This is a genomic window from Streptomyces sp. NPDC025651 (assembly GCF_055558735.1).
The window spans coordinates 271571-285801 of record NZ_JBVHLZ010000005.1 but is presented as its reverse complement, the minus strand read 5'-3'; the positions used below and the strand labels follow the sequence as shown (position 1 = coordinate 285801).

Sequence of the window (14231 nt, the reverse complement as noted above, 5' to 3'; positions counted from 1 at the left end):
TCGCGTGATGAGCGGACCCTTCGGAGGACTGCGGCCGTTCTCCATCAAGACCAAGCTGGGCGCCCTCGTGGTCGTCTCGGTGTTCATCACCACGGGCCTGCTCCTGGTGGCGATGAAGACCGAGACCGAGCTGCGCTTCATCACCGTCTTCTCGGTGATCGCCACGCTCCTCATCACCCAGTTCGTGGCGCACAGCCTCACCGCGCCGCTCGACGAGATGAACGCGGTGGCCCGCGCCGTCTCCCACGGCGACTACACACGGCGGGCGCGCGGCGCCGACCGGCGCGACGAGCTGGGCGACGTGGCCTCCACGATCAACGCGATGGCGGACGACCTGGAGGCCCAGGACACCCAGCGCAAGGAGCTCGTCGCCAACGTCTCGCACGAGCTGCGCACCCCCATCGCCGCCCTGCGCGCCGTCCTGGAGAACGTCGTCGACGGCGTATCGGCCGCCGACCCCGAGACGATGCGCACGGCCCTGAAGCAGACCGAGCGCCTGGGCCGCCTCGTCGAGACGCTCCTCGACCTCTCCCGCCTCGACAACGGTGTCGTCCCGCTCAAGGCCCGCCGCTTCGAGGTCTGGCCCTATCTCTCGGGCGTCCTGAAGGAGGCCAACATGGTGGCCTCCGCGCGCGCGGGCATCGCGTCGGGCTCCGGCAGCCACACGCGTACGGACGTCCATCTGCACCTCGACGTCTCGCCGCCGGAGCTGACGGCACACGCGGACGCGGAGCGCCTGCACCAGGTGGTGGCGAACCTCATCGACAACGCGGTCAAGCACAGCCCGCCGCACGGGCGCGTGACGGTGCGGGCCCGGCGCGGCCTCTACCCCGAGTCCCTGGACCTGGAGGTGCTCGACGAGGGCCCCGGCATCCCGGAGTCGGAGCGGCACCGCGTCTTCGAGCGCTTCAACCGCGGCAGCCACGCGGGCGCCCCCGCGCACGGCCCGGGCAACGACGGCGGCACGGGTCTCGGCCTCGCCATCGCGCGCTGGGCGGTCGATCTGCACGGCGGTCACATCGGGGTGGCCGAATCCCCTCGCGGCTGCCGGATCCAGGTCACCCTTCCGGGCCTGCCCGAATCCTGAGGTTGACGTAGGGTTCGAAGCGGAAGCGATGCACGGGCGCCTCCCCAGCGCGCCCGGGGCCCGCCGCCGCGTGGAGACGCCTCATCGGGGTACCCGCGCGGCCATCTGGCGTTGCGGAACCTCGCTTGTTTCCCGCCATTTACAGCGCCGAAACCCCGTATCCAGTGTGACTTACGCGACGGATGCCGGGCCCGGTCTGCACCTCGCGCCTGAGGAGGCGTAGCCTTTATTTCCGCTGTCCATCACCTTGTGAAGCGGAAGAGGGCGGTTACCGCCGTGTCGCCACAGTCCCCCAGTAACTCGAGCATCTCGACCGACCAAGACGGGCAGGGCAAGGACCCTGCTGCTGCCTTCGGTCCCAATGAGTGGCTCGTCGACGAGATCTATCAGCAGTACCTCCAGGACCCGAATTCGGTCGACCGAGCCTGGTGGGACTTCTTCGCCGACTACAAGCCGGGGGTGGGCGCTTCCGTAGCCGCCGCCCCGGCGAAGCCGGCGGGTGACGCGGCCGCGGGGGCCGCGTCCACCAGTGCTCCCGCCGCGCCTGCCGCGCCCGCCGCCAAGGCTCCCGCGCCCGCCGCCCCGGCAGCTCCGGCCGCCGCCAAGCCCGCCGCGAAGCCCGCGGCCGCCGCTCCGGCCCCCGCCGCGAAGCCCGCCGCCGCCAAGCCCGCCGCCAAGGCGGAGCCGGCGGCCCCGGCTGAGGCAGCCCCGGCCGGTCCCGAGTACGTGACGCTGCGCGGCCCCGCCGCCGCGGTCGCGAAGAACATGAACGCCTCGATCGAGGTCCCGACGGCCACGTCGGTCCGCGCGGTCCCGGTGAAGCTGCTCTTCGACAACCGCATCGTCATCAACAACCACCTCAAGCGCGCCCGCGGCGGGAAGATCTCCTTCACGCACCTCATCGGGTACGCGATGGTGCAGGCCATCAAGGCCATGCCGTCGATGAACTACTCCTTCCAGGAGAAGGACGGCAAGCCCACCCTGGTCAAGCCGGAGCACATCAACTTCGGCCTCGCCATCGACCTGGTGAAGCCCAACGGCGACCGCCAGCTGGTCGTCGCGGGCATCAAGAAGGCCGAGACCCTGAACTTCTTCGAGTTCTGGCAGGCCTACGAGGACATCGTCCGCCGCGCCCGCGACGGCAAGCTGGGCATGGACGACTTCACCGGCGTGACGGTCTCCCTGACCAACCCCGGCGGCCTCGGCACCGTCCACTCGGTCCCGCGCCTGATGCCCGGCCAGTCGGTCATCATGGGCGTCGGCTCCATGGACTACCCCGCGGAGTTCCAGGGCACCTCCCAGGACACCCTGAACAAGCTCGGCATCTCGAAGGTCATGACGCTCACGTCGACCTACGACCACCGGGTCATCCAGGGCGCCGCCTCCGGCGAGTTCCTGCGGATCGTCGCGAACCTCCTCCTCGGCGAGAACGAGTTCTACGACGAGATCTTCAAGGCGCTCCGGATCCCCTACGAGCCGGTCCGCTGGCTCAAGGACATCGACGCCTCGCACGACGACGACGTCACGAAGGCCGCCCGCGTCTTCGAGCTGATCCACTCCTACCGCGTCCGCGGCCACGTCATGGCCGACACGGACCCGCTGGAGTACAAGCAGCGCAAGCACCCCGACCTGGACATCACCGAGCACGGCCTCACCCTGTGGGACCTGGAGCGGGAGTTCGCGGTCGGCGGCTTCGCCGGCAAGTCGATGATGAAGCTGCGCGACGTCCTCGGCGTGCTGCGCGACTCGTACTGCCGCACCACCGGCGTCGAGTTCATGCACATCCAGGACCCGAAGCAGCGCAAGTGGCTGCAGGACCGCATCGAGCGGACCCACGCCACCAAGCCCGAGCGCGAGGAGCAGCTGCGCATCCTGCGCCGGCTGAACTCCGCGGAGGCCTTCGAGACCTTCCTCCAGACGAAGTACGTCGGCCAGAAGCGCTTCTCCCTGGAGGGCGGCGAGTCCGTCATCCCGCTGCTCGACGCCGTGCTCGACAGCGCCGCCGAGTCGCGCCTGGACGAGGTCGTCATCGGCATGGCCCACCGCGGCCGCCTGAACGTCCTCGCCAACATCGTCGGCAAGTCGTACGCCCAGATCTTCCGCGAGTTCGAGGGCAACATGGACCCCAAGTCCATGCACGGCTCCGGCGACGTGAAGTACCACCTGGGCGCCGAGGGCACCTTCACCGGCCTGGACGGCGAGCAGATCAAGGTCTCGCTGGCCGCCAACCCCTCCCACCTGGAGACGGTCGACCCGGTCATCGAGGGCATCGTCCGCGCCAAGCAGGACATCATCAACAAGGGCGGCACGGACTTCACGGTCCTGCCCGTCGCCCTGCACGGTGACGCGGCCTTCGCGGGCCAGGGTGTGGTCGCCGAGACGCTCAACATGTCGCAGCTGCGCGGCTACCGCACGGGCGGCACGGTCCACATCGTCATCAACAACCAGGTCGGCTTCACCGCCGCCCCGGAGTCGTCGCGCTCCTCCATGTACGCCACCGACGTGGCCCGCATGATCGAGGCGCCGATCTTCCACGTGAACGGCGACGACCCCGAGGCCGTCGTCCGCGTCGCCCGCCTCGCCTTCGAGTTCCGCCAGGCGTTCAACAAGGATGTGGTCATCGACCTCATCTGCTACCGCCGCCGCGGGCACAACGAGTCGGACAACCCGGCGTTCACGCAGCCGCTGATGTACGACCTGATCGACAAGAAGCGCTCGGTGCGCAAGCTCTACACCGAGTCCCTCATCGGTCGCGGCGACATCACCCTGGAAGAGGCCGAGCAGGCGCTGCAGGACTTCCAGGGCCAGCTGGAGAAGGTCTTCACCGAGGTCCGCGAGGCCGTCTCGCAGCCCGCGCAGGCCGAAGTGCCCTCGCCGCAGGCCGAGTTCCCGGTGCACGTGGACACCGCGATCTCCCAGGAGGTCGTCAAGCGGATCGCCGAGTCCCAGGTCAACATCCCCGACCGGGTCACCGTCCACCCGCGTCTGCTGCCGCAGCTGCAGCGCCGCGCGACGATGGTCGAAGAGGGCACGATCGACTGGGGCATGGGCGAGACCCTCGCCATCGGCTCGCTGCTCCTGGAGGGCACCCCGGTCCGCCTGTCGGGCCAGGACTCCCGCCGCGGCACGTTCGGCCAGCGCCACGCGGTCCTCATCGACCGCGCGACGGGCGAGGACTACACGCCGCTGATGTACCTCTCCGAGGACCAGGCGCGCTACAACGTCTACGACTCGCTCCTGTCGGAGTACGCGGTCATGGGCTTCGAGTACGGCTACTCGCTGGCCCGTCCCGAGTCCCTCGTCATGTGGGAAGCGCAGTTCGGTGACTTCGTCAACGGCGCGCAGACGGTGGTGGACGAGTACATCTCCGCCGCCGAGCAGAAGTGGAACCAGCACTCCGGTGTCACGCTGCTCCTGCCGCACGGTTACGAGGGCCAGGGCCCGGACCACTCCTCGGCCCGCATCGAGCGGTTCCTGCAGCTGTGCGCGCAGAACAACATGACGGTCGCCATGCCGACCCTGCCGTCGAACTACTTCCACCTCCTGCGGTGGCAGGTGCACAACCCGCACCACAAGCCGCTGGTGGTCTTCACCCCGAAGTCGATGCTGCGCCTCAAGGCGGCGGCCTCGAAGACGGAGGAGTTCACGACGGGCGGCTTCCGTCCGGTCATCGGTGACAGCCACGTCGACCCGTCGGCGGTCCGCAAGGTCGTCTTCTGCGCGGGCAAGCTGTACTACGACCTGGAGGCCGAGCGTCAGAAGCGCGGCGCCACGGACACCGCGATCATCCGCATCGAGCGCCTGTACCCGCTGCCGGGTGCCGAGCTCCAGGCGGAGATCGCCAAGTTCCCGAACGCCGAGAAGTACCTGTGGGCGCAGGAGGAGCCGGCGAACCAGGGCGCGTGGCCCTTCATCGCCCTCAACCTCATCGACCACCTGGACCTGGCGGTCGGCGCGGACATCCCGCACGACGAGCGCCTGCGCCGCATCTCGCGCCCGCACAGCTCGTCCCCGGCGGTCGGTTCGGCCAAGCGTCACCAGGCCGAGCAGGACCAGCTGATCAGCGAGGTCTTCGAGGCGTAGTCCTCGACGGCCCCACGTGCGGTGGGCCCGGCCCCGAGTCTTGACTCGGGGCCGGGCCCACCGGCGTATCGGGACCCGACCTGCGCCTACCATGAGGCGGAACGAACCGTCCGCATCAGGAGCATGAGTTGTACTTCACCGACCGTGGCATCGAGGAGCTGGAGAAGCGGCGCGGCGAGGAGGAGGTCACCTTCGAGTGGCTCGCCGAGCAGCTCCGCACCTTCGTGGATCTCAACCCGGACTTCGAGGTCCCGGTGGAGCGCCTGGCGACCTGGCTGGCGCGCCTCGACGACGAGGACGAGGACGAGTAGTCACCCGTCGAGCAGGGCGGGGGCCAGCTCCCGCCACTGCGGCAGCGGCAGGGCGGCCGGATCACCGGTGAGCACCTGTACGCAGACGTGGTCGGCGCCCGCGTCGAGGTGTTCGCGCACGCGCGCGTGGAGGGCGTCCACGTCTCCGTAGGCGACGATCGCGTCGACGAGGCGGCGGCTGGGCCGTCCGCCCGCGATGTCCTCGTCGCCGAACCCCAGGCGACGTACGTTCGCCGCCTGATGGGGTGCGCCCGTGACGTAGAAGCCGACGTGCCGGGCGGCCACCTCGCGGGCGCGGTCGACGTCCGTGTCGAGGACGACGGCCTGCTCGACGCCGAGGAACGCGTCCGGCCCCATGATCTTCCGTGCCCGCGCGGTGTGCTCGACGGAGACGAAGTACGGGTGGGCGCCCCAGGTGCGCTCGGCTGCCAGCTCCAGCATCTTCGGGCCGAGCGCGGCCAGGACGCGGCGCGGGGCGGGGTCGGGGGCGGGCCCGTGCGCCGGGGCGGCGTCCATGGAGTCCAGATAGCGGCGCATGGTCGAAAGCGCCTTCCCGCGCGTGGGAACGGCGTACCCGTCGACCTCGGAGACGGTGTCGTCGACGCGGTGCCCGCCGAGGCCGAGCAGATAGCGCCCGGGGAAGGCATCGCCGAGCGTGCGCTCGGCTGCGGCGAGCGTCAGGGGCTCGCGGAAGGCGATGTTGGCGATGCCGGACGCGACGACCATGCGGCGCGTGGCGGACAGCAACAACCAGGCCTGCCCGACGGCATCGCGCCCGTAGGCCTCCCCGTACCAGAGGGCCCCGTACCCCAACTCCTCGATCTCGGCCGCAGCTTCCCGCACCGCCCCCGCGGGGTGCCCCTCAAAGGCGAAGGTCCAGACTCCGACGTCGCCGAGCGCACCCTTCTCCGGCACTCCACGCATGCCGCCACCCCTTCCACTTTCCGGAGAACCTCTCCGCTTACCTGGCGGAGACACGATACGGAGAACCTCTCCGCATAGCTAGCCCCCGGCGCCCGGGGGAGGCGAGGATGACCCGGTGACGACATCCCAGGAGCGCGGCGGAGACGGAGAGAGCCCGACGGGCACGGGCGAGGCGGGCCACGCCGACCGGGCCCCCGCCGACCGGACCCGCCCGGCCACGGCGAGCGCCGACCGCCGCCCCGGCGGCGGCGAGACGTCCGCGGACCACGGGGCCCGCACCGGCGAGACGTCCGCGGACCACGGGGCCCGCACCGGCGAGGCGTCCGCGGGCCACGGGGCCCGTACCAACGAGGCATCCGCGGGCCATCGGGCCCGCACCGACGAGGCACCCACGGACCACCAGACCCGTACCAACGAGGCGTCCGCCGGGTGCCGTCGTGGCGCGCGCGACGCGTCCGCCGGGCGCCGGACCGGCGCCGACGAGGCGGTCGCCCCCCGGCAGCCCCGTGCGGACGCCCGGCGCAATCGGGAGCGCATCGTCGACGCGGCGCGTGAGGCGTTCGCGGAGGCGGGGCCCGAGGCGTCGCTCAACGAGATCGCCCGACGTGCGGGCGTCGGGCCCGGCACGCTCTACCGGCACTTTCCCAGTCGGCCCGCGCTCCTGACCGCGGTGCTCCGGGACCGCATCGACACGCTGTGCGGCCGCACGGACGAGCTGCTCGGGGCCGACTCACCCGACGACGCGCTGGCCGAGTGGCTGCGCGCCCTCCTCGCCCACGCGCGCGTGAACCAGGGCCTCGGCGGCGCCCTGCTGATCGAGGAGCTGGAGCGGCCCGACGCCCTCGGCTTCGACTGCCATCAGCGCATCGAGGAAACGGCCCGGCTCCTCCTGACCCGCGCCCAGCGCTCCGGCTCGGCCCGCCCCGACCTCACCGCCGCCGACCTGGTCCAGCTGGTGGTCGGCATCGCCCTGTCGACGGCACACGCGACGGCGGACCCGGACCAGCCGGACCGCCTCCTCGCCCTGGTCCTGGACGCCGTGCGCCGGCGCTGAGCCGCGGGAAGGGCGTCGCCGACTCAGTCGCGCGCCCTCATGCGGTCGTACGCGAGGCCCACCGCCCCCTGCACGAGGAGCAGCGCGGCCGCCGCGGCCCATCCCCCGCTGCGCCTGCGCACCGCCCACACCGCGAGCGGCAGCCCCGCCGCCACCTGCGCGGCGGCCAGCGCCCGCGCCTTGGGTCCGCGCACCCAGGGGCCGAGCGGCCCCTTCTCGACCACGTCGAACTCCGCGCGCACGGCGTCCCGCCACCCGGACCACTCGACCTGTCGCACACCCCGCTGGACCCGGGCCACCTCGCGCAGCCGGTCGGCCGGTTCGCCGGGGGCGAGGCCCGGCGGCAGGGCGAGGCCCGTACGCGTCAGGACCGCGAGGAGACCCCGCATCCTCGCCCGCGCGTCGGCCTCCGTGTCGGGCCGGGCGAGCGCCTCCAGGGACTGCATGTCCAGAACGGGGTCGAGGCCCAGGCGCGCCGCGAACGTCCGCATCGCCTCGTCCTCGCCGACGGGTGTCCCGTTCGCCAGCCATACGTAGCCGACGGTGCGCCGGAAGCCCGCCGCGAGGGTGTAGCCGGACCGGTCGGCGTCCCACCACAGGGCGAGCACGGGCCAGCCGGAGCCGACGGCCAGCGCGGTCGCCCACCCGGTGAGCACCCGGTCCACCGGCTCCTCGCCGTGCAGCCAGGGCTTCCCCTCGGGCACCAGCACGCTCCAGCCGGGCCCGGCCTCCGCGAGCAGCATCCGCTCGCGGAGCAGCTGGGCCACGGGCTCGACGGAATCGGACTCGGCGCGGCAGAGCAGCAGCGCGCCGGGAGGCACGTCAGGCGAAGAAGCATCGGACGACATGGCCCCACGCTAGGACAGATCGCAGCATTCGGCGCATAAACCCCGACGTACGGCAGCCCGTACGAGGGGTTCGTCCCGCAACTGTCTTGACTTCCGCGATCCGCGATATATCGTGAATGTCAGAGACGCGATATGGCGCGTCGCGTCCGGCCCGTCAAGGAGGTCAGGTCATGTCAGAGTGGTCCGTCACCGCGCCTCGGAAGCTCACGTTCGACACCCCCGTGACAGCACTCCACGTACGGATCGTCAGCGGCAGGGTGAACGTGGTGGGCACGGACGAAAGTTCCGCCCGCCTGGAGGTCTCCGAGATCGAGGGCCCTCCCCTGACGGTCACCCACGAGGACGGCACCCTCACCGTCGCCTATGACGACCTGCCCTGGAAGGGCTTCCTGAAGTGGCTCGACCGCAAGGGCTGGCGCCGCAGCGCGGTGGTCTCCCTGGCGGTGCCCGCGGGGACGGACGTCGAGGTCGGCGTGGTCGGCGCCGGCGCCGTGGTCTCCGGCACGCAGGGGCGCGCGGCGGTCAAGGGCGTCACCGGCGACACGACCCTGCTCGGCCTCGCGGGCCCGGTCCGCGCGGACACCGTCTCGGGGAACGTGGAGGCGCAGGGCGTCACCGGCGACCTGAAGTTCAACTCGGTGTCGGGCAACCTCACCGTCGTCGAGGCCGCGGGCTCCTCCGTCCGGGCCGAGTCGGTGAGCGGCGCGATGATCGTGGACCTCGACCCGGCGGGCCGCACGGCCGACGTCGCCCTGACGAGCGTCTCCGGCGAGATAGCGATCCGACTGCCGCACCCCGCGGACGCGGAGGTCGAGGTGGACACCGCGAGCGGCGCCGTGTCGAACGCCTTCGAGGACCTGCGGGTGGGCGGGCAGTGGGGGGCCAAGCGGATCACGGGCAGGCTGGGCTCGGGCACGGGAAAGCTCAGGGCGACGACGGTCACGGGGTCCATCGCGCTCCTGCGCAGGCCACCGATGGAGGAAGATCCATACGACGACGTCCCCTTGGACGTCGCCCCGGCGGACACCGCCGAGCCCGCCGCGAGCGCCCCTCCGACGGACACCCCACCGGCGGACGCCGAGTCCGCCGGCGCCGCCACCGCCCCGACCGACGCCCCCGCGCCGACCGACGGCCCGACCGACAAGAAGGTGCTCTGAGATGCCCCCGGTGTTCGCCCACGGCCGCCTGCGCCTGTACCTGCTCAAGCTGCTGGACGAGGCCCCGCGCCACGGCTATGAAGTGATCCGCCTCCTCGAAGAGCGCTTCCAGGGCCTGTACGCGCCATCGGCGGGCACGGTCTACCCCCGCCTCGCGAAGCTGGAGGCCGAGGGCCTGGTCACGCACACCACCGAGGGCGGCCGGAAGGTGTACGCCATCACGGACGCCGGCCGCGCCGAACTGGCCGACCGCAGCGGCGAGCTGGCCGACCTGGAGCTGGAGATCCGCGAGTCGGTCGCCGAGCTGGCCGCCGAGATCCGTGACGGCGTCCAGGGCGCGGCGGGTGAGCTGCGCCGCGAGATGCGGGCGGCGGTCCGAGAGGCGCGCGCCTCGGGCGGGGCGGGCACGGGCAAGTCCTTCCCCGACCCGGCCGACTTCTTCGAGGGCGCCTGGGGCGACAAGGAGGGCTGGCGCCAGGCGAAGGAGGAGTTCAAGCGGGCCAAGCAGGAGTGGAAGGAGCAGGCGCGGCGCGCGAAGGACGAGAGCCGCCGGGCCCGCGAGGAGGCCCAGCGGGCCCGCCGCATGGCCAAGGACGCCCAGGAGCAGGCGCGGGCCCAAGCCCAGGAAGAGGTCCAGCGCATCGCGCGGCGCGTGCAGGAGCAGGTCCAGGACCACTTCACGCGGGGTGACTGGCCGACGGGCGTGCGGGAGGGACTCACCGAACTGGCCAAGGAGTTCGGCGAGTTCGGCAAGGACTTCGGCAAGGCGTTCGGCTCGTGGCCCGAGGCGGGAAGCGGAGCCGGACGGGACTCGGCATCCGGGCGCGCGGACTGCGGCCCGGCGGGCGCGAAGAGCGCCCCGACCTCCAAGGACGCGGGATCCGAGGCGCCGCGCACCGCAGCCGCGGGGGCCGCATCGACCCCGGAATCCACGCAAGCGGCAGGCGCCGGGCCCCAGTTCAGCGCCGCCCCCGAGGATCTCCCCGTGGAACACACCCCCGAGTGGGCCCACGAGGACTCGACGGGTAACCCCGCCCGCGACCTGGACCGCCTCCTGGACCGCTTCCGGGACGACATCCGCGACGCGGCCCGCGACCACGGCGTGACGGAGGACCAACTGCGCGACGCCCGCCGCCACTTGTCCCAGGCAGCGGCACACATCGGCGCCGCACTGCGCACGCCGGGACCCTGACACCCACAAGGCACAGCCCCCCCCACTCACCCGAGGCACACCCGCGCCACAACACCCATGGGCACCACCCAGCACACACCAAGGCCTGAACACCCACGCGACGCGGCCAACGCGCCCCCTGCCCAGCCGGGGGGCGCGCGCTCGCCGTGCTGTGAGGTGGCGCTCCGGGCGGCGCGCCCGGTCGCGTGCGCCGTGCCTCAGGGTGCCTTCGTGAAGAGAGTCCGTTCCAGTTCCGCGTAGGTCACCCCGTGGTCCGCGAGGACCTCGGAGACCACGCCGGGGCGGACGGTGAGGGCCAGGAGCATGTGCTGGCCGCCGATCGTCCGGTCGCGGCGCGCTGTCGCGATGCGCAGGGACTTCGTCAGGACCTGCTTGGCGTCCCGCGTGAAGGGCAGATGGCCGGCCCGGGCCAACAGACCCCTGCGCCCCCGGCCCGCACCGCCTCCCCCGGCGGCGCCCGAACCGGCCAACACCCCGGCCCCGTGCGCCTCTTCGACCCGGGAGACGATCTCGTCGACGTCGATGCCGAGGCCGGCCAGAGCATCGGACTCGGCCTGGGAGAGGCCGCCCCTGCGCCGCGCCTCGGCGAGGGCCCGCTCGATCGACGCGCGGCGGTCCGCGGCCCCCAGGGCCGTCAGCGCGAAGGCGGCACGACTGCCGGTCCCCTGGTCGAGCTGCGCCAGCAGGGAGAGCAGCAGATGGCCGTCGTCGACCGACGCGGCACCCGCCCGCTCCGCCTGCCCGACCGCGCCCTCGACCACGGCGCGGGCGTCCTCGGTGAACCGTTCGAACATCACTGCCTCCCGTACTTCTTGTGCACGGCCTGCCTGCTCACTCCGAGCTCCGCGGCGATCTCCTGCCACGACCAGCCCTGCCGGCGCGCACTGCGCACCTGCACGGCCTCCAGCTGCTCCACCAGCTTCCGCAGCGCGGTCACGGCTCGCAGCCCGACCCGGGGGTCGCGATCACCCGCGCGCTCGGCGAGATCCGTTGCTTCGGTCATGGTGTCAACTTAGGTTGACAGAGCGGGGATGTCAACCATGGTTGACGTGAAGTGGGAAGCGAACACGCAAGAGGGGCGGCGGCCCCTTCGGCCGCCGCCCCTCCACTCCGTCCCGCACGAAGCCCCTCAGACCTCCAGCACGATCTTGCCGAACTGCTCGCCGGACTCCAGGCGCTCGAAGCCCTCGCGCGCCCGGTCCAGGGGCAGCACCTCGTCGACCACCGGTCGCACACCCGTGGCCGCGCAGAAGGCGAGCAGGTCCTCCAGCTCGTCCTTGGTGCCCATGGTCGAGCCGACGACCTTCAGCTCCAGGAAGAAGATCCGGGTGAGCTCGGCGTGCGAGGGACGGTCACCGCTGGTCGCCCCCGAGATCACCAGAGTGCCGCCCGGCTTCAGCGACTTGACCGAGTGCGACCAGGTCGCCGCGCCCACCGTCTCGATGACGGCGTCCACGCGCTGCGGGAGCCGCGCGCCCGCCTCCACCGCCTCCACCGCGCCCAGTTCGAGGGCCCGCTTGCGCTTGGCCCCGTCCCGGCTCGTGGCGAAGACCCGCAGGCCCGCCGCCTTGCCGAGCACGATCGCGGCCGTGGCGACGCCGCCGCCCGCACCCTGCACGAGGACCGAATCCCCGGGCCGCACACCGGCGTTGGTGAAGAGCATGCGGTACGCGGTCAGCCACGCGGTCGGCAGACAGGCCGCCTCAGCGAAGGACAGCTCCTTCGGCTTGGGCAGCACGTTCCAGGTGGGGACCGCGACACTCTCGGCGAACGTGCCCTGGTACTTCTCCGTCAGGATGGAGCGCCCCTCACGGGGCCCGACGCCGTGCCCCGACTGCCCGATGACGGAGTGGAGGACCACCTCGTTCCCGTCCTCGTCGATCCCTGCGGCGTCACAGCCGAGGATCATCGGCAGCTTGTCCTCGGCCAGGCCGACCCCGCGCAGCGACCACAGATCGTGGTGGTTGAGGGAGGCGGCCCTGACCTTCACGGTCGACCAGCCCGGGCGGGCCTCGGGAGCGGGTCGCTCCCCCAACTCGAGGCCGTTGAGCGGCTGGTCACGGTCGATACGGGCGGCGTAGGCAGCGAACATGAGCCGACCCTAGGCGCGATGCGGGCCCGCGCGGAACCACGTACGCCTGTGACACGCGCCGCTGCGGACGCCGCCGTACGCGGCGCCACCGGACACCTCCGTACGCAGCACCGCCGGGCGACCCCGAACGCACCGCGCCCCCTGCCGCGCCGACGAGGCACGACAGGGGGCGCGGCACACACCAGACGTGGGCACCAACCGGACGGCGTCAGCGGCGGGCGACACCCTCCGCGCGGGCGGCAGCGGCGACCGCCGCCGTCACGGCCGGGGCGACCCGCTCGTCGAACGGCGAGGGGATCACGTAGTCGGCGGAGAGCTCGTCCCCGACGACGTCCGCGAGCGCGTTGGCCGCCGCGATCTTCATGCCCTCGGTGATCCGGGAGGCCCGCACCTGCAGCGCGCCCGCGAAGATGCCGGGGAACGCGAGCACGTTGTTGATCTGGTTCGGGAAGTCCGAACGACCGGTCGCCACCACGGCCGCGTACTTGTGCGCGACGTCCGGGTGGACCTCGGGGTTCGGGTTGGCCATGGCGAACACGAAGGAGTTCGGCGCCATGGAGGCGACCGCGGGCTCGGGAACGGTGCCGCCCGAGACGCCGATGAACACGTCGGCTCCGGCCAGCGCGGCCTCCAGCGAGCCGCTGATCCCGGCCTTGTTGGTGATCTCCGCGAGCTCGCGCTTGACCGGGGTGAGGTCGTCCCGGTCACGGCTCACGACGCCCTTGCGGTCCGCGACCGCCACATCGCCGAGGCCCGCCTCGAGCAGGAACTTGGCGATGGCGACACCGGCCGCGCCCGCCCCGGAGATGACGGCCCGCAGGTCGCCGAGCGTGCGCCCGGTCAGCTTCGCCGCGTTCCGCAGCGCCGCCAGCGTCACGACGGCCGTGCCGTGCTGGTCGTCGTGGAAGACGGGGATGTCGAGCCGCTCCTGGAGCTTGCGCTCGATCTCGAAGCACCGGGGCGCCGAGATGTCCTCGAGGTTCACGCCGCCGAAGGACGGGGCGAGCCGCACCACGGTGTCGACGATCTCGTCGGCGTCCGTCGTCGCGAGCGCGATCGGCACCGCGTCCACGCCGCCGAACTGCTTGAACAGAATCGCCTTGCCCTCCATGACGGGGAGGGAGGCCTCGGCGCCGATGTCCCCGAGACCGAGCACGGCGGTCCCGTCGGTCACCACGGCGACGACATTGGATTTCCACGTGTAGTCGTGGACGAGTTCCGGCTGCTCGGCGATCGCGCTGCACACTTTCGCGACGCCGGGCGTGTACGCCAGGGACAGGTCGTCCTTGTCGCGGACCGGCACGGTGGCCTGCACGGCCATCTTGCCGCCGCGGTGCAGCGCAAACGCCGGATCGAAGGGCTCCTCCGCGCCTTCGTGATCCGTACTGCTGTCGCTGCGAGGATTGACGATCTCCGCTGCCACTTGTCTGACCCCTTAAGTCTTATTCATTCGTTGAGGGTGTCCACTCCCGGTTGAGAAGTG

At 72.0% G+C, this 14231-nt stretch carries 11 protein-coding genes and 1 pseudogene; 6 read left to right on the top strand and 6 right to left on the bottom strand.

All coding sequences use genetic code 11. The annotated features are described in order from the left end of the window. The first annotated feature begins 7 nt into the window (after positions 1-7). The 3 genes from ACZ4D5_RS20665 to ACZ4D5_RS20655 all read left to right on the top strand — a co-directional run bounded on the left by ACZ4D5_RS20665 (position 8) and on the right by ACZ4D5_RS20655 (position 5481). A complete protein-coding gene (locus ACZ4D5_RS20665) occupies positions 8-1087 on the top strand; it encodes a HAMP domain-containing sensor histidine kinase (protein WP_467773817.1) in 1080 nt (359 codons plus the stop codon). A gap of 276 nt (positions 1088-1363) precedes the next feature. After that, positions 1364-5170 carry a multifunctional oxoglutarate decarboxylase/oxoglutarate dehydrogenase thiamine pyrophosphate-binding subunit/dihydrolipoyllysine-residue succinyltransferase subunit gene (locus ACZ4D5_RS20660; RefSeq protein WP_467773816.1) on the top strand — a complete coding sequence of 1269 codons (3807 nt, stop codon included), beginning with the start codon at positions 1364-1366 and terminating at the stop codon, positions 5168-5170. Positions 5171-5298: 128 nt separating this feature from the next. After that, complete coding sequence (locus ACZ4D5_RS20655) at positions 5299-5481, top strand: DUF6104 family protein (protein WP_003961784.1); 183 nt, start codon at positions 5299-5301, stop codon at positions 5479-5481. On the opposite strand, the gene ACZ4D5_RS20650 is transcribed toward ACZ4D5_RS20655, so the two are convergent. Beyond that, positions 5482-6405 (bottom strand): TIGR03620 family F420-dependent LLM class oxidoreductase, encoded by a 924-nt coding sequence (locus tag ACZ4D5_RS20650; protein WP_467773815.1) that lies wholly within the window; start codon positions 6403-6405, stop codon positions 5482-5484. It lies immediately after the preceding gene. A 490-nt stretch (positions 6406-6895) separates the two neighbouring features. On the opposite strand from ACZ4D5_RS20650, the pseudogene ACZ4D5_RS20645 reads away from it, so the two are divergent. Beyond that, positions 6896-7459: pseudogene (locus ACZ4D5_RS20645) on the top strand (TetR/AcrR family transcriptional regulator); the annotation flags it as partial. Between the two features lie 23 nt (positions 7460-7482). On the opposite strand, the gene ACZ4D5_RS20640 reads toward ACZ4D5_RS20645, so the two are convergent. Then, positions 7483-8307 carry a hypothetical protein gene (locus tag ACZ4D5_RS20640; protein WP_467773814.1) on the bottom strand — a complete coding sequence of 275 codons (825 nt, stop codon included), beginning with the start codon at positions 8305-8307 and terminating at the stop codon, positions 7483-7485. A 170-nt stretch (positions 8308-8477) separates the two neighbouring features. On the opposite strand from ACZ4D5_RS20640, the gene ACZ4D5_RS20635 reads away from it, so the two are divergent. Together ACZ4D5_RS20635 and ACZ4D5_RS20630 are read left to right on the top strand one after the other, a co-directional pair. Beyond that, on the top strand, positions 8478-9464 hold the full coding sequence (locus ACZ4D5_RS20635) for a DUF4097 family beta strand repeat-containing protein (protein WP_467773813.1): 987 nt from the start codon (positions 8478-8480) through the stop codon (positions 9462-9464). Position 9465: 1 nt separating this feature from the next. Next, positions 9466-10656 carry a PadR family transcriptional regulator gene (locus ACZ4D5_RS20630; protein WP_467773812.1) on the top strand — a complete coding sequence of 397 codons (1191 nt, stop codon included), beginning with the start codon at positions 9466-9468 and terminating at the stop codon, positions 10654-10656. A gap of 197 nt (positions 10657-10853) precedes the next feature. On the opposite strand, the gene ACZ4D5_RS20625 is transcribed toward ACZ4D5_RS20630, so the two are convergent. The 4 genes from ACZ4D5_RS20625 to ACZ4D5_RS20610 all read right to left on the bottom strand — a co-directional run bounded on the left by ACZ4D5_RS20625 (position 10854) and on the right by ACZ4D5_RS20610 (position 14171). Continuing rightward, positions 10854-11450 (bottom strand): Clp protease N-terminal domain-containing protein, encoded by a 597-nt coding sequence (locus ACZ4D5_RS20625; RefSeq protein WP_467773811.1) that lies wholly within the window; start codon positions 11448-11450, stop codon positions 10854-10856. Next, positions 11450-11659, bottom strand: coding sequence for a helix-turn-helix domain-containing protein (locus tag ACZ4D5_RS20620; RefSeq protein ID WP_135334012.1), 210 nt, complete (start codon positions 11657-11659; stop codon positions 11450-11452). Before ACZ4D5_RS20620 ends, ACZ4D5_RS20625 begins: the two co-directional genes overlap by 1 nt. A 126-nt stretch (positions 11660-11785) precedes the next feature. Continuing rightward, complete coding sequence (locus tag ACZ4D5_RS20615; protein WP_467773810.1) at positions 11786-12748, bottom strand: zinc-binding dehydrogenase; 963 nt, start codon at positions 12746-12748, stop codon at positions 11786-11788. 208 nt (positions 12749-12956) lie between these two features. Further along, on the bottom strand, positions 12957-14171 hold the full coding sequence (locus tag ACZ4D5_RS20610; RefSeq protein ID WP_467773809.1) for an NAD(P)-dependent malic enzyme: 1215 nt from the start codon (positions 14169-14171) through the stop codon (positions 12957-12959). Positions 14172-14231: the final 60 nt, after the last annotated feature.

Excerpts from the sequence above, each read along its gene's own strand:
- ACZ4D5_RS20665 (WP_467773817.1), top strand. The coding sequence starts at position 8 with ATGAGCGGACCCTTCGGAGGACTGCGGCCGTTCTCCATCAAGACCAAG.
- ACZ4D5_RS20650 (WP_467773815.1), bottom strand. The coding sequence starts at position 6,405 with ATGCGTGGAGTGCCGGAGAAGGGTGCGCTCGGCGACGTCGGAGTCTGG.
- ACZ4D5_RS20640 (WP_467773814.1), bottom strand. The coding sequence starts at position 8,307 with ATGTCGTCCGATGCTTCTTCGCCTGACGTGCCTCCCGGCGCGCTGCTG.
- ACZ4D5_RS20635 (WP_467773813.1), top strand. The coding sequence starts at position 8,478 with ATGTCAGAGTGGTCCGTCACCGCGCCTCGGAAGCTCACGTTCGACACC.
- ACZ4D5_RS20630 (WP_467773812.1), top strand. The coding sequence starts at position 9,466 with ATGCCCCCGGTGTTCGCCCACGGCCGCCTGCGCCTGTACCTGCTCAAG.
- ACZ4D5_RS20625 (WP_467773811.1), bottom strand. The coding sequence starts at position 11,450 with ATGTTCGAACGGTTCACCGAGGACGCCCGCGCCGTGGTCGAGGGCGCG.
- ACZ4D5_RS20620 (WP_135334012.1), bottom strand. The coding sequence starts at position 11,659 with ATGACCGAAGCAACGGATCTCGCCGAGCGCGCGGGTGATCGCGACCCC.
- ACZ4D5_RS20615 (WP_467773810.1), bottom strand. The coding sequence starts at position 12,748 with ATGTTCGCTGCCTACGCCGCCCGTATCGACCGTGACCAGCCGCTCAAC.